The 26,197-nt window shown below is 59.2% G+C and carries 26 protein-coding genes, 1 tRNA gene and 1 pseudogene; 11 read left to right on the top strand and 17 right to left on the bottom strand.

Going from position 1 to position 26,197, the window contains the following annotated elements; translation table 11 throughout:
- The 6 genes and pseudogenes from EOW68_RS04020 to EOW68_RS03995 all read right to left on the bottom strand — a co-directional run bounded on the left by EOW68_RS04020 (position 1) and on the right by EOW68_RS03995 (position 6,623).
- Complete coding sequence (locus EOW68_RS04020; RefSeq protein WP_128223901.1) at positions 1-993, bottom strand: NAD-dependent epimerase/dehydratase family protein; 993 nt, start codon at positions 991-993, stop codon at positions 1-3.
- Positions 994-1,066: 73 nt separating this feature from the next.
- Positions 1,067-2,233, bottom strand: a complete 1,167-nt coding sequence (locus EOW68_RS04015) for a DegT/DnrJ/EryC1/StrS family aminotransferase (RefSeq protein WP_128223900.1) — start codon at positions 2,231-2,233, stop codon at positions 1,067-1,069.
- A gap of 768 nt (positions 2,234-3,001) precedes the next feature.
- Complete coding sequence (gene aglG, locus EOW68_RS04010; RefSeq protein WP_128223899.1) at positions 3,002-3,916, bottom strand: glucosyl-dolichyl phosphate glucuronosyltransferase; 915 nt, start codon at positions 3,914-3,916, stop codon at positions 3,002-3,004.
- Positions 3,917-4,161: 245 nt separating this feature from the next.
- Positions 4,162-4,850, bottom strand: a pseudogene (locus EOW68_RS04005) (sugar phosphate nucleotidyltransferase).
- A gap of 114 nt (positions 4,851-4,964) precedes the next feature.
- The gene (locus EOW68_RS04000) at positions 4,965-5,963 is read right to left on the bottom strand and encodes an SDR family oxidoreductase (RefSeq protein WP_128223898.1); all 999 of its coding nucleotides are present in this window, start codon (positions 5,961-5,963) and stop codon (positions 4,965-4,967) included.
- A gap of 589 nt (positions 5,964-6,552) precedes the next feature.
- Positions 6,553-6,623 (bottom strand) — tRNA-His (locus EOW68_RS03995).
- Positions 6,624-6,732: 109 nt separating this feature from the next.
- On the opposite strand from EOW68_RS03995, the gene rpiA reads away from it, so the two are divergent.
- The gene (rpiA, locus tag EOW68_RS03990) at positions 6,733-7,413 is read left to right on the top strand and encodes a ribose-5-phosphate isomerase RpiA (RefSeq protein WP_128223897.1); all 681 of its coding nucleotides are present in this window, start codon (positions 6,733-6,735) and stop codon (positions 7,411-7,413) included.
- 28 nt (positions 7,414-7,441) lie between these two features.
- Here rpiA and EOW68_RS03985 read toward each other — a convergent pair whose 3' ends face one another.
- A complete protein-coding gene (locus tag EOW68_RS03985) occupies positions 7,442-7,609 on the bottom strand; it encodes a DUF1931 domain-containing protein (protein WP_128223896.1) in 168 nt (55 codons plus the stop codon).
- 164 nt (positions 7,610-7,773) lie between these two features.
- Between EOW68_RS03985 and larB the strand changes: the two genes are divergently transcribed.
- Both larB and EOW68_RS18445 read left to right on the top strand, forming a co-directional pair.
- Entirely contained in the window at positions 7,774-8,562 is a 789-nt protein-coding gene (gene larB, locus EOW68_RS03980; RefSeq protein WP_128223895.1) for a nickel pincer cofactor biosynthesis protein LarB, read from the top strand.
- A gap of 104 nt (positions 8,563-8,666) precedes the next feature.
- A complete protein-coding gene (locus tag EOW68_RS18445; RefSeq protein WP_431358733.1) occupies positions 8,667-8,816 on the top strand; it encodes a DUF7563 family protein in 150 nt (49 codons plus the stop codon).
- 186 nt (positions 8,817-9,002) lie between these two features.
- Here the strand turns inward: EOW68_RS18445 and EOW68_RS03975 are convergent, their stop codons facing one another.
- From EOW68_RS03975 to EOW68_RS03965, 3 genes are all read right to left on the bottom strand, one after another.
- The gene (locus EOW68_RS03975) at positions 9,003-9,398 is read right to left on the bottom strand and encodes a GNAT family N-acetyltransferase (protein ID WP_128223894.1); all 396 of its coding nucleotides are present in this window, start codon (positions 9,396-9,398) and stop codon (positions 9,003-9,005) included.
- Positions 9,399-9,602: a ubiquitin-like small modifier protein SAMP2 gene (gene samp2 / locus EOW68_RS03970; RefSeq protein ID WP_128223893.1), complete on the bottom strand. Its 204-nt coding sequence runs from the start codon at positions 9,600-9,602 to the stop codon at positions 9,399-9,401.
- 64 nt (positions 9,603-9,666) lie between these two features.
- On the bottom strand, positions 9,667-10,719 hold the full coding sequence (locus EOW68_RS03965; RefSeq protein WP_128223892.1) for a phytoene/squalene synthase family protein: 1,053 nt from the start codon (positions 10,717-10,719) through the stop codon (positions 9,667-9,669).
- Between the two features lie 130 nt (positions 10,720-10,849).
- On the opposite strand from EOW68_RS03965, the gene EOW68_RS03960 reads away from it, so the two are divergent.
- Positions 10,850-11,908, top strand: a complete 1,059-nt coding sequence (locus EOW68_RS03960; protein WP_128223891.1) for an NAD(P)-dependent glycerol-1-phosphate dehydrogenase — start codon at positions 10,850-10,852, stop codon at positions 11,906-11,908.
- A 131-nt stretch (positions 11,909-12,039) separates the two neighbouring features.
- On the opposite strand, the gene EOW68_RS03955 is transcribed toward EOW68_RS03960, so the two are convergent.
- Positions 12,040-12,486: a hypothetical protein gene (locus EOW68_RS03955; RefSeq protein WP_152035115.1), complete on the bottom strand. Its 447-nt coding sequence runs from the start codon at positions 12,484-12,486 to the stop codon at positions 12,040-12,042.
- Between the two features lie 264 nt (positions 12,487-12,750).
- Between EOW68_RS03955 and gatE the strand changes: the two genes are divergently transcribed.
- The 4 genes from gatE (at position 12,751) to EOW68_RS03935 (ending at position 19,580) form a co-directional block, all read left to right on the top strand.
- Positions 12,751-14,619 carry a Glu-tRNA(Gln) amidotransferase subunit GatE gene (gene gatE / locus EOW68_RS03950; RefSeq protein WP_128223889.1) on the top strand — a complete coding sequence of 623 codons (1,869 nt, stop codon included), beginning with the start codon at positions 12,751-12,753 and terminating at the stop codon, positions 14,617-14,619.
- A gap of 96 nt (positions 14,620-14,715) precedes the next feature.
- Entirely contained in the window at positions 14,716-16,335 is a 1,620-nt protein-coding gene (locus EOW68_RS03945; RefSeq protein WP_128223888.1) for a GTPBP1 family GTP-binding protein, read from the top strand.
- Between the two features lie 145 nt (positions 16,336-16,480).
- A complete protein-coding gene (locus tag EOW68_RS03940) occupies positions 16,481-18,334 on the top strand; it encodes a formate/nitrite transporter family protein (RefSeq protein ID WP_128223887.1) in 1,854 nt (617 codons plus the stop codon).
- Positions 18,335-18,626: 292 nt separating this feature from the next.
- On the top strand, positions 18,627-19,580 hold the full coding sequence (locus EOW68_RS03935; protein ID WP_128223886.1) for a hypothetical protein: 954 nt from the start codon (positions 18,627-18,629) through the stop codon (positions 19,578-19,580).
- Between the two features lie 15 nt (positions 19,581-19,595).
- Here the strand turns inward: EOW68_RS03935 and EOW68_RS18440 are convergent, their stop codons facing one another.
- Positions 19,596-19,748, bottom strand: a complete 153-nt coding sequence (locus tag EOW68_RS18440) for a hypothetical protein (RefSeq protein WP_431358732.1) — start codon at positions 19,746-19,748, stop codon at positions 19,596-19,598.
- Positions 19,749-20,290: 542 nt separating this feature from the next.
- Between EOW68_RS18440 and EOW68_RS03930 the strand changes: the two genes are divergently transcribed.
- A complete protein-coding gene (locus tag EOW68_RS03930; protein ID WP_128223885.1) occupies positions 20,291-20,431 on the top strand; it encodes a rubrerythrin-like domain-containing protein in 141 nt (46 codons plus the stop codon).
- 123 nt (positions 20,432-20,554) lie between these two features.
- Here EOW68_RS03930 and surE read toward each other — a convergent pair whose 3' ends face one another.
- The 3 genes from surE to EOW68_RS03915 are packed head-to-tail and all read right to left on the bottom strand — an operon-like array spanning position 20,555 to position 23,607.
- Complete coding sequence (gene surE, locus EOW68_RS03925) at positions 20,555-21,346, bottom strand: 5'/3'-nucleotidase SurE (protein ID WP_128223884.1); 792 nt, start codon at positions 21,344-21,346, stop codon at positions 20,555-20,557.
- Between the two features lie 40 nt (positions 21,347-21,386).
- Positions 21,387-22,832 carry a small ribosomal subunit Rsm22 family protein gene (locus EOW68_RS03920; protein ID WP_128223883.1) on the bottom strand — a complete coding sequence of 482 codons (1,446 nt, stop codon included), beginning with the start codon at positions 22,830-22,832 and terminating at the stop codon, positions 21,387-21,389.
- 4 nt (positions 22,833-22,836) lie between these two features.
- Positions 22,837-23,607 (bottom strand): NAD(P)-binding domain-containing protein, encoded by a 771-nt coding sequence (locus EOW68_RS03915; protein ID WP_128223882.1) that lies wholly within the window; start codon positions 23,605-23,607, stop codon positions 22,837-22,839.
- Positions 23,608-23,730: 123 nt separating this feature from the next.
- Between EOW68_RS03915 and EOW68_RS03910 the strand changes: the two genes are divergently transcribed.
- The gene (locus EOW68_RS03910) at positions 23,731-24,129 is read left to right on the top strand and encodes a hypothetical protein (RefSeq protein ID WP_128223881.1); all 399 of its coding nucleotides are present in this window, start codon (positions 23,731-23,733) and stop codon (positions 24,127-24,129) included.
- Between the two features lie 21 nt (positions 24,130-24,150).
- On the opposite strand, the gene EOW68_RS03905 is transcribed toward EOW68_RS03910, so the two are convergent.
- Positions 24,151-24,501, bottom strand: a complete 351-nt coding sequence (locus EOW68_RS03905) for a helix-turn-helix transcriptional regulator (protein ID WP_128223880.1) — start codon at positions 24,499-24,501, stop codon at positions 24,151-24,153.
- 54 nt (positions 24,502-24,555) lie between these two features.
- Positions 24,556-25,311: an NRDE family protein gene (locus tag EOW68_RS03900; protein WP_128223879.1), complete on the bottom strand. Its 756-nt coding sequence runs from the start codon at positions 25,309-25,311 to the stop codon at positions 24,556-24,558.
- Positions 25,312-25,433: 122 nt separating this feature from the next.
- Between EOW68_RS03900 and EOW68_RS03895 the strand changes: the two genes are divergently transcribed.
- Positions 25,434-26,195, top strand: coding sequence for a proteasome assembly chaperone family protein (locus tag EOW68_RS03895; protein WP_128223878.1), 762 nt, complete (start codon positions 25,434-25,436; stop codon positions 26,193-26,195).
- The last annotated feature ends 2 nt before the right edge of the window (positions 26,196-26,197 follow it).

Here is a 26,197-nt window from a genome sequence, read left to right as displayed (position 1 = left end):
TTACATATAAGGATATTCTGAGTTCCTGAAGTTATCTCGCTCGTAATCCGTAATCCCTTCTTCGGCCATCCACTCTTTGATCTCCTGTACCCCATCTGCAATATCGTATTCAGCCTCCCATCCGAGAATATAATTAATTTTGTCGAAGCTCACGCGATACGTCCGGTCGTCCTCTTTGTGTTCGACAAAACGGACCTCCGCGCCCTCGACGTTCTCTTCAACGATACGCCCGACTTCCTTGATCTGGTAGTTGAGGTCGTTGTCGCCGACATTGAAGATCTGATGGTTGACCTTCTCATCGGGCGCTTCCAGTACCGCCGCGAACGCGCGTGCCGCGTCGTGGACGTGGACGAGTGGGCGGTACTGCTCGCCGCCGTAGACGGGAATGTCGTCTTCGAGCACTGCCTTTGCAGTGAGAAGATTGACCACCAGGTCGAAGCGCATCCGGCGCGACCAGCCGAAGATCGTACCCAGGCGCAGGATAGTGGGTGTGATGTCGTTGCCCCTGAACATGTCGTGGGTCTCGTGGAGGATGATTTCCTCCGAGTCGATTTTGGACTCGGCGTACAGCGAGAGAGGATTCAGGTACGATCCCTCGTTTAGCTCCATCAGCTCGCTCGCGCCGTAGACCGAGCAGGTCGAGGCAAATACAAGCCGTTCGATGTCGTGAAGTTTGCAGACTTCGACGAGTGACTTTGTCGCTTCGATGTTGACCGCTTGCGTGGCCTGTTCGTTAACGTCACATGCCGGATCGCCTACGATGCCAGCGAGGTGGATGACAGCGTCGACGTCCTCCATCGCGTAGGATAGATCCTCAATGTGGCGAATGTCACCCTCCCGAACTTCGAGTCGCTCGTGCCCACTGTATGGATCGAGTGCGTCGTCACCCCAGAGCATCGAATCAAGCACGCGAACCTCGTGCCCGTTCTCGAGAACCTCCTCGACGACATAGTTACCGATATAGCCTGCACCGCCGGTGATGAGTACTCGCATTAAGCCAATGATGCAACACACCAGTTATGAATCCGTCGGTCTCCGTGAGGTATTGGAACCGAAAAATGTCGAGTCACTCGAGTGTCTCGGAGAACTCCTGGACGGTGTCGATGACATAATCGACATCCGCATCGTCGAGACCGGGGTGATTCGGGAGTCCAAGCGTGTTACCTGCCACCGCCTCGACGTTCGGTAGGGTGAGATCGTAGTCGTGGTCGTTTTCGTTCACGCTCCATGGGAACTCGGAGTTGAATCCGCGGTGTTCCCGAAAAACCGGCTGCTCGTACAACGGATCAACGTAGCGGTGGCGAGTCTCGACACCACGCTCCTGTAGTTCTTCCCAGATTTCCTTGCCGGTCATACCAGCGACGTCTGGATCCACTTCGATCGGTGCCCAGAAATACGCGTGATCGACGTAGTCACGGACGGTAGCGGGTTCGAGCCAGTCGATATCCGAAAGTTCCTTGAGAAGACGTTCGGATATCTCGCGTCGGCGGTCGTTGAACTCGGCAAGTCGATCGACTTGGGCCGACCCGATCGCACCCTGGAGTTCGGACATCCGGTAGTTGTACCCGAGGTCGACGTGATTGTCGCGGTCAGGCATGGCGTGACTCCGGAGTAGGCGGATCTGTTCTGCGATATCGTCATGATCAGTAGTTACCATTCCACCCTCACCGGAGGTGATATTTTTTGTCGCGTAGAAGGAGAAACACCCCACGTCACCGATTGAACCGACCTGTTCTCCCCGGTATCGTGCACCGTGTGCCTGTGCGGCATCCTCAATTACTGCGAGGTCATGCTCATCGGCGAACGCGCAAATTTCGTCCATCTCGGCAGGATGTCCATACAAGTGAACAGGCATGATCGCTTCGGTTCGGTCGGTGAGACACCGCTCTAGGTCGGTGTGGTCGAGCGTGTACAGGTCTCGATCAATGTCGGCAAAGACTGGGACACCCGCTTGATGGACGACGGCCGTGGCGGTCGATCCAAACGTGAGTGAGGGGACGATCACCTCGTCCCCGGGTTCTAAACCAATGGCGTTGAGTGCGAGTTGGATCGCGACCGTACCATTGCTGACAGCTACTGCGTGCTCGACATCTACGAATTCAGCCCACTTCTGTTCAAACTTCTCGACCATTGGTCCCTGGAGAAAACGTCCAGAATCGAGAACTTGCTCGATGTTTTCGTACTCTTGTTTGCCGAGAATCGGTTCTGCGACACTCACGTTACGTTTCGTCATACCAGATTTCTCTGTCCGATCGTAATCAAGGCGTTGGTAGGGCTATCATCACATAAAAATGCAGTACTTTACAAGGAGTATCAGCGTGTCGTAGAAGAGTTCATATGGATAGCTGAATCAGCTCAGACAAATTGGAATCGTCGTGTACTTAGTGCACACTGTTCTCAGCTTACTTTAGCTATGGCGAAAGAGAGATTCGGAATCGCTGTTGACCAGGAAATCGTGCGACAGGCGAATGAATTGTTCGCTGAGTGTGACGATCTCGGAGTCAACCGCTCCGAGATCATCGAAGCCATCCTCACAGCATTCATTCAATTCGAGACGAACCACGTTGAACAGGTGCGAGAAATCATTATTCGGAAACGAAAGGGCACTCTCTAATTGATTTTAAACACCGTACACCGAGTGCACGTACTTTTGAGCTAATAGTCTATTATAATTGTAATCAGTCGGACTATGGTGTGTAAAGAGTTCTATGGCACTCTCAGGCGTATACTAAGTAATTCAAAACGAAAAATGGAGGTGAAGGAAGCCGTTGCTAGATCTAACTGACCTCGCGAGCAGACCCCAGTTGTAGTATTGTTTTAAATTGACGGCTGACCGGTACGCCCACGGTTGTGTTTTAGCTCTATAGTTGGGCTTTTGTGGTCATAATTCATAGAGTGAACGGGTTATCAGCTTTCCGGTTCGCTCGTACTATACGACTTGTACAAGTAGGTTCCATATCATAACGACACTGTGAACGAAGAATCTTGAAATGGGACAGTCTTACCGCCATTTTGTGCACCCATACAGGTACCCAAGCCCCACACATCCAGTAAAAACGACGAGCATCACGCACTTCTGTGCTTCAGTGAATGAAGGACCTGTTAGGGTTTTTTCGAGACGATCTGGTATGAATTTCAACAGTAAATCACGGAGAAATGCTGTCTCTTCATCACCGGAGTCTGGAACGAGCACTTCCATACCTCGCTTTGAATATCCTTGCCAGAAGGCCCTGCGAAGGAGCCATCCGAGCTCGGTTCGATACTCGAATACCTTGTGGCCTACTTCTGCACCCGGTTTGTAGTAGAGTGTCCCGTTTAGTTCTGTTCGCAGCCGTGCGGCAAGTTCTGTTTCGCCGCCTTGCAGGTTTTTGTCGCCCTGTCGGCCACCGATATGTGGATCGAATCCTCCAAGATCAAGAAACACATTTCGACGAAACGAGATGTTCGAACCGAAAGTATTTCGAACCTCGCCTTCATCGCCGAATCCTCGGTGTGTCACACCGACGAGCCAGTAGAATTCTTCCGGGAGATAGGAGGGTTTCCCGGCGACCCATATGGGTGTCATTCTTCCACCGACAGCTTCGACATTTCGTTGCTCATAGACGGATACCAGTTTCTCGACCCACTGTTTATTTGCGATTGCATCATCGTCAATGAACGCAACGATATCACCATTTGCAAGTTCGGCCCCTTTGTTTCGACTTTCCAGCAACCCGATATTGTTGTCGTTGCAGTGGGTGAGAACACCTTCGGCGTCATAGTTAGTTTGGACGCGTTCGTACACAATTTTATTTCCGTCTACTACGATGACAATCTCGATATCATCGTACGTTTGGCGCCGTATACTATCTACTGCTCCAACGAAGTCTTCGTAACGATCCTCGGAGTAGGTGCATACCACCACCGAGACTTTCATCGAATCGGGATTACGTGCGATAGTTCAAAAGGGTACGGAAAAGGTGGTACGTATCGGAACTGGCTTGGAGACTTTAGAACATATATTTATACTGTTTCTTTAGCGAACCACCTCCTGCGGTGTGGTTTGCTGACAGATACCAGCAAAGAAGTACAACATCAACTGCTATCTGGAGAACGGGGGGCTGATAGGACTCATCCCATTGTACTCCTGCGTATGAGAATGAGCTGTCGAGGTTCTCGATTTCAACTACTCGAGTTGCCACTCTCTGCTTCGACACCCGATTCCAGCCGCCGTTCGGCTTCATCACGAACTTCCGGATAACCGACGCCAATGCGCCAGCCGTCCAGTCCGATTGTATCGATCGTTCGACCGCTCTGGATCAATAGATCGATTGCCTCGCTGATCTCGTACTCCCCACGATTGGACGGTGGGACCAGATAATAGGCGTGGAAAATCGCAGTCGTCAATGTGTAGAATCCGATCATCACGAGATTCGAGGGTGGCTCTTCCGGCTTTTGCATAACATCTGTTATTTTACCGTACTTGGGTTTACGCACACCGTATTGACTTGCTTCCTCACAGGGAACTTCCTTGACGAGGAAGGCTGCGTCGGCACGGGCCTCACGATGGCGACGAACAACATCTTCGAGATTTGCCTGAAAGATATTGTCTCCAAACATGAACATGAAATCGTCGTCGATCTGCTCTTCAGCCGTCAAGAGCGCGTGTGCTAACCCGTTTTGTTCACCCTGATGAGTGTACGTATTTGGTATTCCCTCGAATTCATCACCGTAGTACTGGATTATTTTTTTAGATAGCCAACGACAACAACTATCTGTTCCGCACCTAATTCGACCAGTTGTTCGAAACAGCGTGGAAGAATCGGTTTCCCTGCGACTTCGACCATTCCTTTCGGTTTGTATTCGGTCAGCGGGCGTCATCTGGTCCCTTCGCCTGCAGCGAGCACTACAGCATCCATATCACATAATCTGGTACAGATCGGCTAAATTCGTGGGCATCGCTCGTCTGATAGTCGTAGCTACTCTCAGGAGGATCGCACTAACGGCTCGTACCAGTCCCGATTCGCTTCATACCAGTCCAGGAAATCTGACACACCATCCCGGATCGAAACAGTTGGTTCATACTCCAACAATTCCCTGCTCTTCGAGACGTCAGCGTGCGTGTGCCGAGCGTCCGCCTGGCGACCGCTCTCGTGGACGCGTTCGACATCAGCACCAGTCTCCTCGATAATATGATCGGCGAGCTCGTTGATCGTAATATTGTCCGTCGACCCGATATTCAGAATTTCACCATCGGCCACATCGGTCTCCAACAGTGCCAGGTTGGCCTCGACAACATTGTCGATATACGTGAAGTCTCGCGTTTGCTCGCCGTCGCCGTAGATGATCGGCGGCTCACCATTTACACAGCGAGAAACAAAATTCGAAATTGCCATATTGGGGCGCATCCGGGGCCCGTAGACGGTGAAATACCGGAGACTCACCGTCGGCACATCGTAGACGTTGTTCCAGACTTTGCAGTAGTGTTCGGCTGTGAGTTTCGTCACACCGTACGGGCTCTGGGGGTAGTTCGGATGCTCTTCGTCGTAGGGGAGATAATCTGGTTTCCCGTACACGGAGGACGAGGAGGCGTTGATAACACGTTCGACGTCGTGTTCATCAGCAGCCAGCAACACGTTAAGCAACCCCGTCGTGTTGATTTCGTGGGGCTTTTTCGGGTTCTCGACGCTCGTTCGCACACCAGCCTGCGCTGCCTGGTGATAGACGAAATCGAACTCGTGTTCCCCGAACACGCGATCGACGAGTTCCTCGTCCGTGATCGTATCCTCGATGTGGGTGAACCGATCACCGCCAGCGTCCCGGCAGATGGACAGATTGTGTTCTTTGATCCGTGGATCGTAGTACGGATCGAGCGGATCGATGACCACGACCTCGTGGCCGTCTTCGAGCAATGCCTCGGAGATATGTGAGCCGATAAACCCTGCACCGCCGGTCACGCAGACGGTATAATCGCTACTGGACATGTAGCATACGGCTCTGCGGTATGGGCAAAGGTATACACTGAATACTATACGATAATCACAGTGTAACCGTCCCGTCGCGACTACCGTGCTGCTAAACGGACTCTGAGAGGTTTTCGATCCACTACGACTCTGGGACATCACTCTCTCACGGTGGAGCTCCCGCTCGTCGCTTTGCTCCTCGGAAAAAGTCCAGGCGCGGGAATCGAGCCGTTCGAAGACGGTATTGCTCGTTCGCTTCGCTCACTGCGCGAGCTGCGACTTCCAGAGTTCGCTCCCCTTGCGGTGGACCTTCTGCTCATCACATTCGTTCTTCGCAAGAAGGTCCAGGCGCGGGAATCGAACCGGAGAGAGACATTCCTGCTCGATCGTTTCACTCCCTGCGCGGGCTGTGACTCTCGGGGTTCGATCCGCTTACGCTGGACTTTCGGCTCGTCACGTCCGTTCCTCGCCAGAAAGTCCAGGCGCGGGAATCGAACCGTTCGAAGACGGTCTTGCTCGTTCGCTTTGCTCACTGCGCGAGCTGCGACTTCCAGGGTTCGCTTCCCTTGCGGTGGACCTTCGACTCCTCGTATACACTCGTCGTCAGAAGGTCCAGGCGCGGGAATCGAACCCGCGTCTTGGGCACCACAAGCCCAAAGGATACCATTACCCCAGCCCGGACACGCATTCTTTGCTTGCCCAGTGGTACAAATATACGTTTCGAACTCACCCGACAGGCGTCGCCGACTACGTGGGAACCCTTTTGAAGATCCACCGAGAGCAACCAGGTATGAAACGCGGCGGCTCCGACGAAGCGAAACGACGTGCTGGTGAAAGCGCAGCCGAGCAGGTCGAGGATGGCATGATCGTGGGCCTCGGGACTGGGAGCACGGCAGCACACGCCATCGACAAACTCGGCCAGCAGGTCGACGCCGGGCTCGATATCCAGGGCATCCCGACATCCTTCCAGGCGCGGGCGAACGCCCGCGAAGCCGGCATCCCGCTCACGACACTCGACGAGGCCACGCCCGACATCGCGATCGACGGCGCTGATCAGTTTGCCGACGGAAACCTGATCAAAGGCGGCGGCGCAGCCCACGCCCGCGAGAAAATCGTCGACAGCGCAGCAGACCGCCTGCTCGTCGTCGTAGATCCCACGAAAGAAGCGGAGACACTCGAACATCCCGTCCCGATCGAACTGCTCCCCGCTGCGCGCCAGCCCGTCACGGACGCGCTCGAAGCCGCCGGTGGCGAGCCAACGCTGCGCGCTGCAGCCCACAAAGACGGTCCTGTGGTGACCGACAACGGCAACCTCGTCGTAGACTGTGACTTCGGAACGATCGATGTGCCCGCGGAACTGGCGACCACCCTCTCACAGATCCCCGGTGTCGTCGAGCACGGCCTGTTCGTCGGACTCGCAGCCGAGATTCACGTCGGCACAGCTAACGGAGTTCGTGTCGTCACACCATAAAAAATATCGCGTGGAGAAGCCGTCAGCCTTAGAGGTCGCGCGGCTGGACGGTCTTTCGGTCGTTTGCGTCTGCTCGTGCTGCAGCGTCTTCGAGCAGCTCCTGGACTTCTTCGTCGAGAGCGGCGTAGAAGTCGGATGCAACGTTCATGTCGTCGAGCTCTTCTTTGACGGCGGCTTTGACAATTAGGTCTGCCATACAGGCGCCCCTTTTCGAGGATCGTTTATAAGCTTTCCCGTTCATACCCGGTCTGAGGCGGTCTGACGGGGTTTCGCCGGCGGTTTCTGCCGGCTGTTCGCGAAAACGGACAGATTTCGGCCCTGGATCGACACACAGGAGTGGCTGCCAGCCGAGAATCCACTATGCGCGACGTGCTCGAAGCCCTCGCAGACGGGGAACTCTCACCCGCGGCCGCGGAAGCGAAACTCCGTGGCTACGTGACCAGCGACGCCGGACGGTTCGATGCTGCCCGGACACAGCGAAGTGGCGTCCCCGAGGCAATACTCGCGAGTGGCAAGACAATCGAGGAGTTGGTAACACTCGTCGAGGCGAGTGTCGAGACGACGGATCGGGCGATTGCAACGCGAGTCGACCAGCAGGCAGCTAGCGCCATCCGCCAGCAGTTGGCTGACTCACACCCGGACGCGAGTCTCCAGTTCGACGACCGTTCGGGGACGTTGATCGTGCACGGACCGTCCTTCGAGCAGCCGGATCTCGATGCATCGGTCGGGATCGTGACTGCGGGAACCTCCGACGCTGTTCCGGCAGGCGAGGCAGCCGCCATCGCCGTCGAGATGGGGGCCGAGGTCCAGCGTGTGGACGACATCGGCGTCGCGTCACTCGACCGGATGCTGGATCAACTGCCACGCCTCCGCGAGCAAGACGTGCTGGTCGTTGCAGCCGGCCGTGAGGGCGCGCTCCCGACGGTGCTCGCTGGTCTCGTCGACGTTCCGATCATCGCCGTTCCGGTTTCGACGGGATACGGCCACGGTGGCGAGGGTGAGGCAGCGCTGAGCGGTATGCTACAGTCCTGTACTGCACTCACAGTCGTCAACGTCGATGCTGGCTTCACGGCCGGCGCACAGGCCGGACTGATCGCCCGGCAACTCGATTCGGCCCGCGCTGACGGCGCTGTGAGTGAATCTCGGTGACTGTTCTGGCGGCCGCAGAAACTACCTTCCATGTAAGGTACCACTCCTATTTATGTACAGCCACTACAGTATATCGCCGGCAGAGTGAGGCCGGTCAATATACGATGCCACAGTGTAACCATTGCGGCGCGCACGTTTCAGACCGGTTTGCTCGCGTCTTCGCAGACGAGTACGGGCGCATCCGCGCGTGCCCGGGCTGTTCTGCGAACGCGGGCATCGCCGAAGTCGCGAAACAGCGCGCACAGGAAGTCTGATAGACTGCATGCGGAGTCACCGTAACCGCCGACGCTATGCCGGTGGTCCACGAGCAGTCTCCGTATCAATTCCGCGGACCCCTACTCCTGGCTGATCCCGCAACCCGATACGGGAACTCTACGGCGCCAATCCCTCGCGAGGTGCGGCCCCAATCCCCCTTCGCCTTTTTCGACGAACAGTGTCCGTCAGCGACTGATACCTCGGAGTCGCTCCGAACCGGATTGTTCGCTCACCACGAATCCGACCGATTTCCAGAATGGCCGAACCGTCGGATCGAACTCGGCGATCAGGCGCTCCTGACGTGTTTTCGCTTCGCCGACGAGCGCCGAGCCGATCCCCTGTCCACGTCGACCCGGACGTACGGCGATTGCAGTGATCGTCTCGCCGTCGAGGACGAGCACACCGAGTACCGCCCCTGTGTGTTCAGCGTCGGCGGCACTGTTTCGAGTCGCTTCTGCGACGAGTACAGTCCCGACAGAGATGCGATCCCGGAGTGAGTCGATATCGATCTGGAGATAGGCCGCGTCGAGAATACCCGCAATCTCGGATAGATCGGCAGCATCGGCGTTGTGGATCTCCATCTAGCCGCCCTGGATGAGCCGGATGATCCGGACCCGTTCGACCCCGGTGTCGACTGGCTGATCCTCCGGTACCGGTCGTCCGTCGACCAGCATCGATACCTCGTGTTTGCTCACCTCGAACGGCGCGAGGAGATCCGCATACGTCTTGCCACTGACATCGACCTCGTGGCTCTCCTCACCGACGAGTTCGACTGTGACAGACATATCCGGCTTTTACCAGTCTGCAGGCTTGAGCGTAACGGCTTTTCGATGCCGTTGGTTGGGGCTGCTACTGCTGGACGACCTTGTGATACGGCTCCTGTGCGATCCGCTGGCGCAGCTCCGAGATGGAGTCCTGATTCGCGCCCCTGGCGGCATCTATCACGGCGAAGACCTCGGCTCTCGACACCTTGAGGTCCCTGTCTGTGACTGCATCTGCCGGTCGCTGCTCGACCTCCCGGAGGGTCCCGACACAGAGAAGATACGGAACCAGCCAGGCCGCGACCGTGTTTCCGTGGACGAGCGGCATCGCCTCCAGATACCGCCCTGCCTCGTCGAGATAGCTCCGGGCGTGGGCTGCCGTCCGACGGATGACTTTCGCCACTGCCCCCCTGTTTCGTTGCGCGATCACGGCGTTCTGTTCGACACCCTCCTCGGTGAGCCACGCTGCCGGGAGGTAGACGTTGTTCTCTTCGGTGAAATCGTCGTAGACGTCCTTCGAGACGTTGACGAGCTGCAAGAGAAGCCCGAACTCTTCGGCCGAGTTGTACAGGGTTTTTTCGCGGGCTTCGGAAATTTCACCGCGTGTCAGCAGGTTCGTGATGAGGATTCCGACCGTCCCCGCGGCATAGTAGCAGTACTCGTCGAGTTCCGCACGATCCTGGATTCTGAGCCCGCCCCGTGTCGCGTACCGGTCGATGAACAACGCCATCCCGTCGATCATCTCCCTGACCGGCGGGAGTATCGCCGTCTGTACCGGCTCGGGCTGTTCCCGAAAGGTGGCCCAGACGGTTTCGGCGTTTCCAACGACCTGCCAGTCGTCGCTACGGCTGTCCGGCGCTGGCAACCACTCGTCGACCGCCTCGCGGAAATCAGCCATCGTCCTGGCACGTTCTGGATCGAGTGCGGCGTCGTACTGCTCCAGCAACTCTACCTGCGCAGGTGGTGGAATGTGGCCGGCGTCCTCCACGGTGTCGGCGACACGGCAGAGGAGATACCCCAGACAGATCTGGGAGGACATGGGCTCTTCCAGTACGTCGACGGTGACGGCAAACGTACGCGAGACTCCCTGGACCGCGTCGTGACACCAGTCGAGGTCGGGCTGTGGCGGGGTCGAGTCCATTCCGTATACCTGTCGACGACTCTGTTACGCTATCTCAAGAGCCCGAGCGAGTTGAACCCACCGATGCATGCCGGTGGTCCGAAAAGCGACAATCCTCAGTTCTTATGTTCGTCGCCCCAGATATCCAGCTATGTTCGAAAAATCGAAGTGGATCCGGCTGCCCCGCAGCGTCGTCGTCGGCCACGGTGTGCTGGCACAGACAGCCGACGTCGTCTCGCGGAGCCACCTGACGGGGCAACCGCTGGTAGTCACCAGTCCAACCCCGAAGAAGGTCGCTGGCGACCAGGTTGTCGACCAGCTGGCTCAGATCGGGCCCGAACCCGAAGTGGTCGTCGTCGAGAAGGCGAGTTTCGACGCGATCGAGAAAGTCCGGAATCGCGCGCGGGAAGTCGAACCCGGCTATCTCGTCGGCGTCGGCGGCGGGAAAGCGATCGATATTGCCAAGATGGCGGCCGCAGACGGCGAACTCGGCTTCGTCTCGGTCCCGACGGCGGCCAGCCACGACGGCATCGTCTCCGGCCGTGGCTCTGTCCCCGAGGGCGACACCCGCCACAGCGTCGCCGCCGACCCGCCACTCGCCGTCATCGCCGATACGGAGATTCTCGCAGACTCACCCTGGCGGTTGACCACCGCAGGCTGTGCCGATATTATCTCCAACTATACGGCCGTCCGTGACTGGAAACTCGCCCACCGCCTGAAAAACGTCGAGTACTCCGAATACTCCGGAGCGCTCTCACAGATGACCGCAGAGATGCTCGTCGAGAACTCCGATTCGATCAGACCCGGGCTCGAAGAGTCCGCCTGGATCGTCGTGAAGGCGCTGGTCTCCTCCGGGGTGGCGATGAGCATCGCTGGCTCGTCGCGGCCAGCAAGCGGCGCCGAGCACCTCTTCAGCCACAAACTCGATCAGCTCGCGCCCGATACCGCCCTGCACGGCCATCAGGTCGGCGTCGGCTCTATCATCACGGCCTATCTCCAGGGTAGCGATCAGAAGGACTGGCGTGACGTCCGGGACGCACTCGAGGGGATCGGTGCACCGACGACTGCGGAGGGGCTCGGTATCGACGAAGAGACCGTGATCGAAGCACTGACCACCGCCCACGAGATCCGGGATCGGTACACGATCCTCGGTGATGGCATCAGGGAAGCAGCCGCACGCGAGGCTGCTGTCCGCACTGGCGTCATCTAGTGATCCAGGCAGCTGCCTCTCATAGTGCTTGTTGCGAGTCTTTACCGCGACGGTGCAACAAGATATCGGTTACACGGCGTGAAACACCGATATCTGTGACGTGGTCACAAAAATTACCGCAACAAACACTATCAGACAAAGACAGGATTGCGCTCGGTGTTCTCCTCCTTCCAGATCGCCTGTTCGTCTACTGCCCCGCTCTCGTGTGTCGCTTCGAAGATCACTGCGAGGCGATACAGTGTCTCAGACTCGCCATCGTCCGCATTGTGCAAGCCGAGAATCGTGACAGTGTCTAGTTCCTGGATCCGGCATTCGATCCCGGCTTTCTCTGCGACCGTCGATTTCACTGTCGGCTCGAGTGACTCGTCCATCGACACTGTCGTCGACGGCAACGTGAGCGTTCCGCCTTCTTCGACGTATAACACCTCCGCGTCTTCGTTCTCGACTTGTATCTGTAGCTCGACGGTCGCCTCCCGATCGTCTTCCTCGGTGTACTGTTCGGCCGAGAGAGCGACAGTCCGCTGGTTGATCGAAAACGAGCCGTAAGACTCCTCGAGTGTCGACAGGTACGACTCCACTACCCCGCTCGATTGCTCCACCGCTCCCATGCTCTCCACAATAAACTCGGGACTTGTAAATCCGTCTGGTTGTTCTCAGTGCTAAGAATGATGCTTATAAATGTACGTCACCGAAAATCTGCTCTGTTTGGTGGAATTCTACCGATGTACCGTGGTTTCCCCCTCTCTGGCCGTTCGTTATAGTATTCTGTCATTATGGGCGTCGTTTCGGATCAGCCGGCGGTATAGTACGTTTTTTGGCGCTGGGTCACCCACCGCAAGTTAATGAGCGAGTACGACTACGAAGAACTCGGTCTCGTCGCGGGGCTGGAGATCCACCAGCAACTCGACACCGAGACGAAGCTGTTCTGTGCGTGTCCGACGAAACTCCGTGACCCGGAGGCGTCGACACGGTCGTTTACGCGGTATCTGCATCCGACGAAAAGCGAACTCGGCGAACTCGACCAGGCTGCCGTCGAGGAGAGTCGTGTCGACCGCGAGTTCGAGTATCTCGCCTACGATTCGACCTGTCTCGTCGAAGAGGACGACGAACCGCCCGCGCGCGTCGACGAAGAAGCGATGGAGGTCACACTCGAAATCGCACAGCTGCTGGATATGGACCCCGTCGACCAGGCACACGTCATGCGCAAGATCGTCGTCGACGGCTCGAATACGACCGGCTTCCAGCGCACGATGCTCGCCGCGACCGACGGCGTTATCGAAACCGAAAATGGCCCTGTTGGCATCGAGGATCTGATGTTAGAAGAGGAGAGCGCCCAGCGAGTCGAGGAGACCGACAGTGGCGTCCGGTACAGCCTCGACCGACTGGGAATTCCGCTCGTCGAGATCGGAACGCGGCCGGATATCTCGACACCCCAACAGGCCTACGAGGCCGCCGAACAGATCGGGATGCTGCTGCGCTCGACGGGCCAGGTCAAACGCGGACTGGGAACGATCCGGCAGGACGTCAACGTCTCGATTGCAAACGGAGCGCGCGTGGAAATCAAAGGTGTCCAGAGCCTCGACGATATCGACGACATCGTCCGCAACGAGGTCCGACGCCAGGACGAACTGCTCACGATCGCCGACGACCTCGCCGAGCGCGAGGGCAGTGTCGGCGAAATCCAGGACGTCTCCGGGGTCTTCGAAGGGACCGACAGCGGCGTTATCGGCGGTGCCCTCTCCGGCGGTGGGACGGCGATGGCCGTCCCACTGTTCGGGTTCGATGACATCGTCGGCCGGGAGATCCAGCCCGACCGACGACTCGGCACCGAGTTCGCCGATCACGCGAAACGACACGGTGCCGGCGGGATCTTCCACACCGACGAACTACCCGCATACGGCGTCACCGAGGACGAAGTCGAGACACTGCGGGAGGCTGTGGGTGCCGGGCCGGATGATGCTGTCGCGCTCGTCGCGGACGATCCGGAGACCGCACAGCTCGCGATCGAGGCCGTCCAGGAGCGTGCCGAGACAGCGCTCGACGGCGTGCCAGAGGAGACCCGCGGTGCGAACGAGGACGGGACGACGCGGTATCTCCGTCCGCTCCCCGGCGCAGCACGGATGTACCCCGAGACGGACGTACCACCGGTCGAACCCGACCCGACCGAGGTCGACACGCCCGAACTGCTGACCGAGCGCGTCACCCGGTATCAGGAGGAGTTCGGTCTCGGCGAGTCACTGGCCGAGCAGGTCGCCTACGGGCGCAGAATGGATCTCTTCGAGCAGGCGGTGGCGATGGGCGTCGATGCCACGCTCGCTGCACAGACACTCGAATCGACCGTCACGGAACTGCGCCGTGAAGATGTCCCCGTCGACCAGCTCACAGACAGCCACTTCGAGGAGCTGTTCGAATTGCTCGCAGACGGTGAACTGGCAAAAGAGGGGGTTCCGGACCTTCTGACGGCCGTTGCCGAACATCCAGAACTCTCTGTCGCGGAGGCAGCAGAGCAGGAAGGACTCGGCAGTGCCGGCGAAGACGAGGTCCGGGAGGCGATCGTCGAGGTCGTCGAACGGAACGAAGGGCAGGTCGAAGCGGAGGGGATGGGTGCCTTCTCCGCGCTGATGGGCGAGTGTATGGGTGCGCTGCGCGGGAAGGCAGACGGCGACGTCGTCAGTGACGTGCTGCGAGAGGAGATCCAGAAGCGGGCCTGATAGGCGTCCGTGTTCTAATAATTCGGGAGAAGTTAGTGTGCTATCGATTAACACGGCCGGGGAACGCTTATTGGCAGTGGCATGTAACCCCACGCCATGGGCCCGGAACCAGCCGCCCTGGAACGTGCCGTCGAACACGGTGAACAGGAGGGTGGCAGTGTCGAATTCAAAGAACGGCTCACGAAAGATCTCCATCTGGCGGACGAACGCCTCGAAAGCCTGGTTGCACAGCTTCGCCACAGAGTGCTCTCCGGTGATGGCACCGCAACCTACGTGATCGGTGTGACCGACGACGGCCAGATCACGGGCATCCCACAGGAGGAGTTCTCGGAGTCGATGGACGTGCTCTCGCTTCTGGCAGAGGAAGCGGATGCCCACATCGCTGACGTCGAGACCTGGGGTGTCGACTGGCGCGACGCCGACGTGGAGGGTAATCTCGTCGGGCTGGCGACGGTCAAGGAAGGTCCCGTCATGCAGGACGACGACCACATCGTCGTCGGTACGGCTGGCCACGTCGATCACGGGAAATCCACGCTCGTGGGTTCGCTCGTGACTGGCAAAGCCGACGACGGACAGGGTGGCACGCGGAGCTATCTGGACGTCCGGCCCCACGAAATCGAGCGGGGGCTCTCCGCCGATCTCTCCTACGGCGTCTACGGCTTCGACGAGGACGGGGCGATCCGGATGGACAACCCCCACCGGAAAGGTGACCGGGCGAGCATCGTCGAGGAGGCAGACCGGCTGGTCTCCTTCGTCGATACCGTCGGCCACGAGCCCTGGCTACGGACGACGATCCGGGGACTCGTCGGCCAGAAACTAGATTACGGACTCCTGACAGTCGCGGCCGACGACGGGCCGACACAGACGACACGGGAGCATCTGGGAATCTTGCTCGCGACCGAACTGCCGACGATCGTCGCGATCACGAAAGCCGATATCGTGGACGAGGAGCGCATCGCCGAGGTCGAACGCGAGATCGAACGGCTACTCCGGGATGCCGAGCGCTCGCCGCTACGGATCGAACGACACGGCGTCGAGGCCGCACTCGACGAGATCAGCGAAACGGTGGTGCCGATCGTAACCACGAGCGCCGTCGCAGAGAAAGGACTCGACACGCTGGATACGCTGTTCGAGCGACTCCCCAAGACCGGACGGACGGACAGTCAGGAGTCCTTCCAGATGTACATCGACCGGACGTACAACGTCACGGGTGTCGGTGCTGTCGCCTCGGGGACGATCCGGTCGGGGACGGTCGAACAGGGTGACGAACTCCTGCTCGGGCCGATGCCAGACGGTCGGTTCCGGGCGGTCGAGGTCCGGAGTATCGAGATGCACTACCATCGCGTCGAATCTGCCCAGGCTGGTCGGATCGTCGGTATCGCACTGAAAGGCGTCGACGAGAGCGAGATCGACCGTGGGATGGTACTGGTCCCGCGAGCCAGCGATCCCCGACCAGTCCGGGAGTTCGAGGCCGAAATCATGGTGCTCAACCATCCGACACACATCGGAGATGGCTACGAACCGGTGATCCACCTCGAAACGATCAGTGAGGCGGCCACGATTCATCCCGACGATGGCCATCTGCTCCCCGGGGACGGTGGCAGCGCACGCGTCCGGTTCAAATTCCGATCCTATCTGATCGAAGACGGACAGCGCTTCGTCTTCCGAGAAGGCCAGAGCAAAGGTGTCGGAACCGTGACCGATATCGATCCCTGACCGGACGAGTTCGGTCTGTGCCGGGCACGAATCGTGCGTTCGCGCGGTCTCACTCCGATGCGGAGACCCGTGCGACTCTGGCTCAGAGAGCGACGGGTATTCAAAAGAGGTTTTTACCTGACCCGTATTATCTTCGATCAGTTGAATGGCCAAGCCAGATGCCCCAGTGAACGGGACAGAGACCGACAATGGTGACGATCACGAGTCCGGACAGCGACCCCAGAGAGCGGCCGACCGATCCGAACACGGCGTCCCGTCCGAGGGTGCAGTCGTCAGCGATCGGTTCTCTTCGGACGAGATCTTCCAGCGGATAATCGCCGCTGCCGAAGAGGAGATCCGGGAGGGCCGCCGAGAACTGTTTTTCAGTGCGCTGGCAGGTGGTATGGCGATTACCATCACGTTTCTGGTCTACGCCTCGCTGTACGGGACGACCGGCGGCGATCCGATCCTCTCGTCTATCCTCTACCCGATCGGATTTATCTACATCATTCTCGGTGGCTACCAGCTGTACACCGAGAACACACTTCCTCCGGTCGCACTCACCCTCGAACGACTCGCCAGCATCCCGGCACTCTTTCGCAACTGGGGAGTCGTCGCACTGGGGAATTTCACCGGTGGCGCACTCGGTGCTGTCGCCCTCGCCTACACGGGCGTGCTCTCCCCCGAAGCCGCTGACGCGGCGATCACCATCTCACAGAAGGGTGTCGACGAGACGTTCTGGAACCTCTTCGTGAAGGGTGCTTTCGCCGGGCTGATCGTCGCGGGCGTCGTCTGGGTCGAGTACGCCGCACGCGATACGATCTCCCGGCTGGCCGTGATCTATCTGGCCTTTCTCTGTATCCCACTCGGAAATCTGTACCACTCCGTCGTCTCCTTTACCGAGATGGTCTACCTGTATCTGCACGGCAACGTGGGGTTGGCTGTGGGTCTGTTCGATTTCGTCGTGCCCGTGTTTCTGGGGAATACAGCCGGCGGCGTGATCCTGGTGACTGTCGTCAACTACTACCAGACCAGTGAACACCGGCTCGGTCAGGTGGGCGGCCCCAGGCGAATTAGCCGACTCACGGCACCCGAGTGGCTGTTCGGCCGATGGGTTGGTCGGTCGTACGTCCCGCTGCTGGATACCCACGAGGCCGAAATCAACCGGGAAGCAGAGGGTGAACGGATTCTGGTTCCGATCTCGAATCCACGAACCGAGAGCGGACTCGTCGAACTAGCCTACACCTACGCAGCACAGCAGGACAACGCGTCGGTCCATCTCGTCCACATCGTCCAGCAACCCACAAACAAGGGCTTCCAGTCCAACGCAGACAGCCGTGAGCGGATCATCCAGTCGTCTGAACGCCAGATGGAACGGTATCGCAGACAGGCAAGAGCCTTCGATATCGAGCCGGAAATTTCGACAGTGGTGACCCACGACGCATTCGAAGAGATCTTCCATCAGGGCAAACGCGACGCGGCAGATCTCGTCGTGATGGGTTGGGACGAGGGCAAACCGTGGGATACGGTCAAACGCGCACACCCGATCGAGGAGCTCACCGGAACGCTTCCGTGCAAATTCCTGGTCCTCAAAGATCGTGGTCTCGACGTCTCGGACGTGCTGCTTGCAACAGCGGGCGGTCCGGACTCCGATCTCAGCGCCGACGTCGCACGCGCGCTCCGTGACGCTGCCGATTCGAACATCAGTCTCCTGCACGTCGTCGACGGACCCGAAGAGCGCGACGATGGTGAGCAGTTCCTCACAGAGTGGGCGGCCGAACACGGACTCGAAGATGCTGAAATCATCGTCGACGATTCCGGTGACGTCGAGAGGGTAATCGGACGTGAGGCCGCCAACCGTACGCTCGTGATGATCGGCGCTTCCGAGCGTGGAATGCTCGCTCGCCTCGCCTCGAACTCGCTTCATCTCGACGTGGTGAACACAGTCGACTGCTGTGTTCTCCTCGCCGAGACGCCGTACCGCCGGCCGCTTCTCAAGCGACTATTCGGGCGACAATAGGGAGTACTGACGGTTCTTCGGGTCGAAATTCTTCAGTTTCGTATCGCCACCAGTATGAAGCAGGAAAGAGGGTATACAGCCGCGCGGATGCGCGGAACCCAGACGGTTGGTGGCAAGTGGCCAGACGTGAGTCCCCAGCATACCGGGCGTCCCCTAGTATTCGCCCGGTACTAGATAATTGGGGAACGGGTCGTATGAGAACTGTCCCGCGGTACGACGGCCTTTTAAATTAGTTCGTCCTGCCGGTAAGCACAAAGGGTTAGGTGACGGGGTGCGAACATGATGAGCAACGATGAGTAACGACCCTGACCCTCCAGCTGACGATCCGACAGAGACGGAGTCGTCGGACGAGGAGCAAACAGACGAGACAGCGTCCGACTCGCCGGAAACAGGCCCTGTTGATATAGCGGAACCAACCAGAGAAGTCGCCGAAACTGGGACGCAAACCGACTCGGAGCCAGGAGACACATCGGAAACCGTCGAGACAGCTGATCCCGATGACGCAGGTGAAACGGAGCATCAGGGCTCTGACGACTCCTGGGAAGACAAAACAGTCGAGGACGAAGAAACGGGGCGACCGGATACCGAAGGTATGAGCCGCGAGGAAGAACTCGACGAGTGGGAACAGACACTCGACGAGCGCGAACGCGGGCTCCAGCAGATCCGTGCCGAACTCGACAGTCGTGCGGAGGAGTTGGACGAACGCGACGAGCAGATCCGGGCAAAACGTCAGGAACTCAACTCCCGCGAAGCCGAGCTAGACGACTGGGAGGCCACTCTCGAGGAGCGGACCACGGAGTTCGACGAACGTGAGGCTGCCATCGAGGCGCAGGAACAGACACTCGCCGAACGTGCCGAGAAACTCGACGAGCACGAAGCAATTCTGGAAAACTACGTCGACGATCGGGTCGGCGAATCGCTCGATGGCCGAATCGACCGGATCGAGAGAGTCGTCGGCGACCGGATCGCCGCACTCGAAGACGAGGTGGCCGACAACATCCAGACCGAGGTCTCGACGGCCTTCGAAAATCAGGAGGAGACGACCCCCCTGAGCATCGCCGGCGGTGTCGCACTCGGGCTAATCGGCGCTGCGCTCGTCGCTGTCGGCGTCGTTTTCGGTTTTGCGGCCGATATCAGCTCGGTCCCCACCCTGCACTCCGATACTCTAATCAACGCCATCGCGTCGGGCGCTCTGGTACTGGTCGGCCTCGCGGCGACGCTGACGGCTGCGACTGGTCGGTTGTGACGTCAGGCCGACGGGTCACCCGAAATTTCTGATGTCTGTACTCCCACACTCCGGACACTGCGTGAGTTCCCCCAGAGACGGGTGGGCGATCCGTTCCCACTCGTCGTCGCCGGCGGCTGCTTCGAACTGACAGCCGTGACACCGTTTTCGCTGACTCTGTGTCGACATACGTGAACATACACCACGACAGAGCTTATTCTTTATTGATCAATCCATGAAATATTGTTTATACTGGTGGCTGTAAATTCGTCAAAATATTCAACACCACGTCGGGTCGAAATTCGTTCATTTCTTACAGCCACCAGTATTAGGGTATACGAGAAAGCTGGGACGTGGGGCCCACGTGGCCGGGCGCCTCTGACAGGTGTAACACTAATCCACTTGGTGGTGAAAACCAGCCGTCTGTGGATCCCTCGTCCCGAATTGTCCGCTTCGTCTGTCCCGGTCTGCCTCTGGAGGGTCTGAGGCCACCCTGTCTCTGACCGACCGTTTCGCCCTCCACTCACTGCTATGCAGGAATTTAGTATAAAAACCAACCATTGACTTCTCGTTGTGAAAACACCGGGCGAGCTGGGAGGTCGACACGGAAGAGCCGCTGGCACAAGTTCTTCCGTTTCTGGACGTTTGTCCACCGTAGGATCGATATATCTTTGAACAATACTAGGACTCCTAGGGGAGAGATGATATAGAGCTGGCACCTATTATGATATATGAGACCACATGTAACTGAACAACAGACAGAACTGTACGAATGTTTTAGCTGTGGCGAGCGCGTCAGTGAGCCAGAGACGCAGCTGTGTACCGCCTGTGGAGGGGAACTGCTCAATCTCGGGAGATCCCGGGATCTGTGATAGTGATTATCGCAATAATTTTCGATACGGCCCCGACCAGGCTGCTTCGACCCTGAAAGCGTAAGTATCTCTATACCCGGCAGTACAGACTGGCAAGAATCGCTATGAGTGACGCGTCGGATGTCACTGGTGGCTCAGGTTCGAAAATTCCGCGACGAGACCGTCGAGAGCCGAATTCTCTTCGATTGCCTGTGTGACGGTCAGTGGAGAGACACTGATACAGTTTTCGAGGATCGCCCGTCGGTCGGTCCCTTCCGGATCGGGGATGGATCCACGATCCAGCTTCTCCCAGATCGAGTTCTGGATTCGTATCTCCGATTCGTCCTGTTCGGAGTACAGTTCGTACACCTCGGAGGGGTAGGTGAGACGCATCTCCCCGGTGGCCCGGTCGGCAAGTGGGGAATTGACGTTCAGATAGTCGATAGTCTGGAAGACGTCGTCCTGTAGCGCCCGCTCGGCGAGATAGGCTGTCGCCCGAACTGCAGTGTCGAACTGCTCGATCGAGAGCCCGTCGGTTTTCTCCCAGTGTGGGTTCGGAACGTACATCGAGGTCGACAGTGCAGGCACCCCGAGAAAGGCAGCTTCGACTGCCGCACTTACTGTCCCCGACCGTCCTAGCACACCAGCCCCGAGGTTCGCACCGTGGTTACAGCCAGCGACGACGAGATCTGTCTCCGGTAACAGCGAGGAAAGGCCCGCGATCACACAGTCGGCCGGCGTGCCCTCGACGACGTAGCCGAGTTCGTGACTGTGGGCAGACACCGACTCCGAGACGGTGCGTCCGACTGCGCTTTGATCGTCGTCCGGCGCGACGGCCGTCACGTTTCCGATCGTCGAGAGCTCCTCGTAGAGCGCCTGAAATCCGACAGCGTCGACCCCGTCGTCGTTGGTGACCAGGATATCCAGCCCGTCCATGCCTCTTTTCGAACTGGTAGCAGCAAGAAGGTGCCGCTTCTCACAGCGCGAATCGGTCGACGATGGTCTCGCCGTCGACGACGAGGTTGTACGCCCCTTCGTCGTCGTTCCACAGCACGAGCACGTTCTCGAACTGCAGCAGGTCGCCGTACGCCGCGTCGGTCAGGTCGCGGTTGAGCGTCGATTCCTTCGTGAGGACGGCGAAGTGATCGACGAGCTCGCTGCCGTCCCCGACCAGAAAGAGCGGGTTTCCGTCCTCGGAGAGGTCGTTGCTCAGTTTGATCGCCACGTAGTCGATCCGGTCGGTGACGTGTTTCTCCGTCTCGGCCATCTTCGCCACCCGGCCTCTGTCGGGCTGGAACTCGATCGCACGCTTGCCATCCGTTCGCAGGAGTGAGTAGGCGTACTGGACGTCGACGTTTACGAACTCGTCGTCACCCGGCGCACGGTCCTCGTCTTCCGTGGCTCTGTAGCTATCCCCGCTCCGCTCGCCCTCGTCGAGTCGGCGCTGAAAAGCCGGTACTTCGAGATCCGGTTTACGGTCGAACGACCAGGAGGTACTTTCGGGCTGTGCATTCGGCCAGAGCCTGACGGTCGGGCTGTAGACGTTCGCGCCCGCCTCGCGCTCGACTGCACGCTCGATCTGCCGGAGCCCTATCGCAGTGTTGCGGTCTGCCGGCGCGAGCGCACAGACCGTTCCATCGTCGGCCAGCGTATCGAGCAACGATGTGAGCACCGAGGTGGGGTCGTCCAGTTCCGAGAAGACGTTCGCACAGACGATCAGATCGAACTGGCCGTCGAAGTCGACAGCTTCGATCGGCTCGCGGTGAACGGTCGGGTGGAAGTTCCGACCAGTCTCGTCGAGCATCCCCGACAGTATATCGGCTGCCGCGCTCGGCTCGACCGCGTGATAATCGACGAGTGTCTCTGCTCCGAGCAAGTCGTCGACAGCGAGCGCCGGCCCACCGACGCCGGCACCGACATCGAGCACGCGGAGATGTCCCCCGAGCAGTTCGTCCTCGATCAGTTCCGCGAGGACGTACTGTGTCGCAGCGAAGTACGACGGGAGGTGATAGATCGCGTAGCCGAGCGCGGTTACCTCGTCGTAGGTAACTGTCTCCCCGCGAAGATACCGCCGCTTGAAATCCCGGATCTTCGCCCGGAGTCGATCGCCCGAAGTGCCATCCGGCCAACCCGGCCCCAGTCTGTCGACGAGCTGTGCTTCGAGCGCGTGGGCGATCGGTTCGGGGAGTCGCTCGACGCCGTCGAACGCGACCGACACGGGATCGTCATTCGCGGGTTCGAACCGCCCATCCTCGCGTTCGATCAGCCCCAGATCGGCCGCCTGCTCACGGAGCACCTGTCGGACAGCAGCCGGGTGTGGCTGTCCCTCGATGTACTCGTGGATCTCCTCGGGATCGATCGGTCTGACCTCTCTGAGATACCTCGCGTTGTCGACGACCTGGTTGCGTTGTGTTTTTTTCATCAGATTACGACTCCTCGTCTCCCCCAGTGCGGGCCGTTTTCGCCTGATCGTACAGCTGTTCGAACGTCGCTCTGTCAGCAGCTGCGATCTCCGCTGCCGCGTCTGCGATGTCGTCGGCTCCCTCGAATGCCGTCTGAATATCGGCGTAGACGCGGCCCTCCCCGTCGACCACCTGATCGGCGAGATCGGCCAGCCCGGCCGAAATCGGGGTGTGGTACTGCTCGGGGACCGCCTCGCCAGTCAGCGCGAAGGCGAGCACTGCGGTGTGTGTCCGGGCCTGGACGGTCTCCATCAGTTCGTCGTGGCGACTCGCCGTCGTCTCGAAGACGTCGTTTCCCCGGTCCCGGAGCGCAGTCAGCACCGCGTCTACTGTCGGGCCGCCTTCGTCGACGACCGTTGGGATGTTGCCCGGTTCGTTTTCGGGGGCAAAGAGTGGGTGGAAACTCGCACGTTCACACGCCGGCGTGGCCGACTGCATCGCCGCGAGTGGCTGTTCCATCGTGCCTGTGAGATCGACAATTGCCTGCGTTGCACACTCCGCGTAGCTCTCGATTGCGTCTGGTGCCGCCGGAATCGGGACTGCAATACAGACGAGATCGGCGGCAGTGGCTGTCTCGGGTGTGACAGCCTCCCCGCCGACAGCGTCGGCCGCCGCGACTGCCCTGGCCCGCTCGGTGTCACAGAAGGAGAGATGAGCGGACTCCGGGCCGTTTTCCTGCAAAACTGTGCCGAACCAGCGCCCCATCGCGCCGGCACCGACGACGAGTGTCTCCATCGGGCGTTGCTAACCCGGGGGCGGACAAAAACAGTTCGATGCGTCGAACCCGGTCGGGTGGCCCTGAACTGTTCTGTTCCGGGTGACGGAACCCTTTTCTGGCACGCAGCAGAAAGGATCTGTATGTCCGACGAACCTGAAGAAGAGGCAGAGACAGAGGCAGAGGCAGACAGCGAGGAGGGAGAGGAGAAATCGTTCCGCGAGCGAGTCGAGGAGATCCGCCAGCGCCGCGCCGAGGAAGGCGAAGGTGAGGAAGGCGAGCGCGGCCCACCCGAAGAGATGATGGGCGGCATGGGCGGCGGTGGTGGCATGGGCGGCGGTGGCAACCCGTTCGCACAGATGATGGGCGGGATGATGGGCGGCGGCCCTGGCGGCATGGGTGGCGGCCCGGGCGGTCCACGCGGTGAAGAAAGCGACGCAGGCAACGAGGAACTCGTCCGCGAGGTCCGCAAACTCCGCGACGAGGTCCACGATGTCCGGCGCACGCTGGATCGTATCGCCGACGCTCTCGAAGACGAATAGAAAAGAACGGCGTTTTTTTACTTATTCCTCGTAGGCGAGATTCATCACGAACTGCGAGAAGGCGTCGCTCTGTGGGTCGACCTCCTCGTCGCCGATAAACGGCGAGAGCTGGTCGCCGGCCATTAGCAGCGAGAAGTCCAGATCCGCTGCAGTCGGCGACAGCAGGTAGGTGTTGTGTCCGTCGTAGACCGTCTCCTCCCGGTTGATTAGCTCTTTATCGGCCAGTTTCTCGACGATCCGGCTCCCCTTTCGGGAGGAGACGTCGAGTTCCTTCCAGAAGTTGCTCTGGTGGATCCCACCAGTCTCGCGGATAAGTTCCAGCCCCCGCAGCTCGTCCTCGGAGAGTTCCTCTTCGGCAGCTGTCGTGCTCATACATAGACTGGGGAGTGTATCCCGGATAAATCTGACTTTCGGCGGCTCCCTCGGTTACTGGCGATCCAGAACTAGATCGGCGTGAACCGGTTCGTAGGGCGTTCGACACGGCGGGCCGTCGGCGTACTGGTAGGAGACGTCGTCGTCACCCAGAAACAGTAGAGAGGAGGAACGCGTCCCGAAGCCGTCACGGTGCAGACAGACGCCGTACTCGTGGTCGGAGATCGCCGCACTCGCCCGATCCAGCCACTCCGTCCCTGTCTCTCCGGGCTCGGGGGTGAGTGCTTCTCGCAGTCGTGAGGCGTTCTCGGCCTGTTCGATTCCGGCATCCTCACGTCGGGCAGGGATCTCGTAGTTGCCATCAGCGCCGACGTTGACGATCACGTGGACGCCGGGGTCGAGATTGCGCACCCGTTGGATACCGTCGTACTCGACGAGCAACGCACTGGTTCGATCGACAGCCAGGAGATTGAACCCCTCGTAGGTTCGAGTATCGAGATCCCGCTCGACGTATCTGATTGCGTCCTCTGCGCTCTCGTAGCCGAGTGCGTCCCGAACTAGCAGTCCCCGTGATCGATCGCCATCTTTCTTTTCGCCGGTCCAGCGGTTCGTGAGCGCAACGAGTACGCCGTGTTCGTTGTAACCGATCCAGGTTCCCGCTGCCTCGGCGTCTTTCGGCGCGACAACCGTCTGCTCCCACTCCCGTTTCGCGGGTGGCTCCGAGGGACGGCCAAGCGCCTCGTCACGGTTGGCCGCGACGATGACCGGGGCAGCTTCGAAGAGTTGCCAGGCGAGCGTTATCGTACACACGTCTGCCTGTAGGGCACCGGGCGGCAAAAGAGCGAGGGAGACTGTGCTGTTCTGCCATCCTGCAAGAAGCGTGCCACGAGTCAGGCCCACAGTTGATATACATACCGACCGACACTCTAGACATGTCACCCGAGACTAGTTTCGAGATCGAACTCAGCACTGCGGTTGCCCCCGACCAGACGCTGCTGGTCGGGCTGGCCTCACCCGGTATGGGGGCGCTCACTGTCGTCGACCATCTCGTCCGCCAGCAGGAGTCCGAACAGATCGGACACATCTCGCCGGCGGACCTGCCGACCGTGACACCCTTCGAAAATGGTGTCCCACGCCATCACACCCGACTGTACAACCTCACAGAGTCTGATTTTATCGTCCTCGTCAGCGAACTACTGCTCCCGGTCTGGGCGGCACGGTCGTTCGCGGACCATCTCACCGCGTGGGTCGAGAAAGTCGACATCGAGGAGATCGCGATGTTTCACAGTGTGCCCTACCCACACGGACCGGAGGAACACGACGTCTTCTACGTCGCAACGGAGGAGTACCGTGAGACGCGCCTGAAAGGGACCGAGATGCCGACACTCAGTGGCGGCTTTCTCGACGGGCTGCCGGCCGAAATCGTCACCAGAGGACTCGACGGCGATGGCACTCCCGCCGGTGTGTTCGTCACACCCGCGCATCCACCAGGACCGGATGTCGACGGCGCGTTGCTCTTTCTCGATGCGATCGAGGAGGCATACGAACTTACTGTCGACCGGAAGGAACTCGAAGAGCTCTCGGAGAACATCAAAAAGCACTACGAGGCGCTCGCCGAACGGATGCAGGCAGTGTCAGAAAGTGACGAAGCACGGGCAGAACGGGAGTTCTACGCGGATCGGATGTACATGTAGAA

Origin of the sequence: Halovenus amylolytica (assembly GCA_004015825.1) — an archaeon.
GTDB classification, from domain to species: domain Archaea; phylum Halobacteriota; class Halobacteria; order Halobacteriales; family Haloarculaceae; genus Halovenus; species Halovenus amylolytica.
The sequence above is the reverse complement of the archived record's forward strand: the minus strand, read 5'-3'. Positions and strand labels throughout refer to the sequence as shown.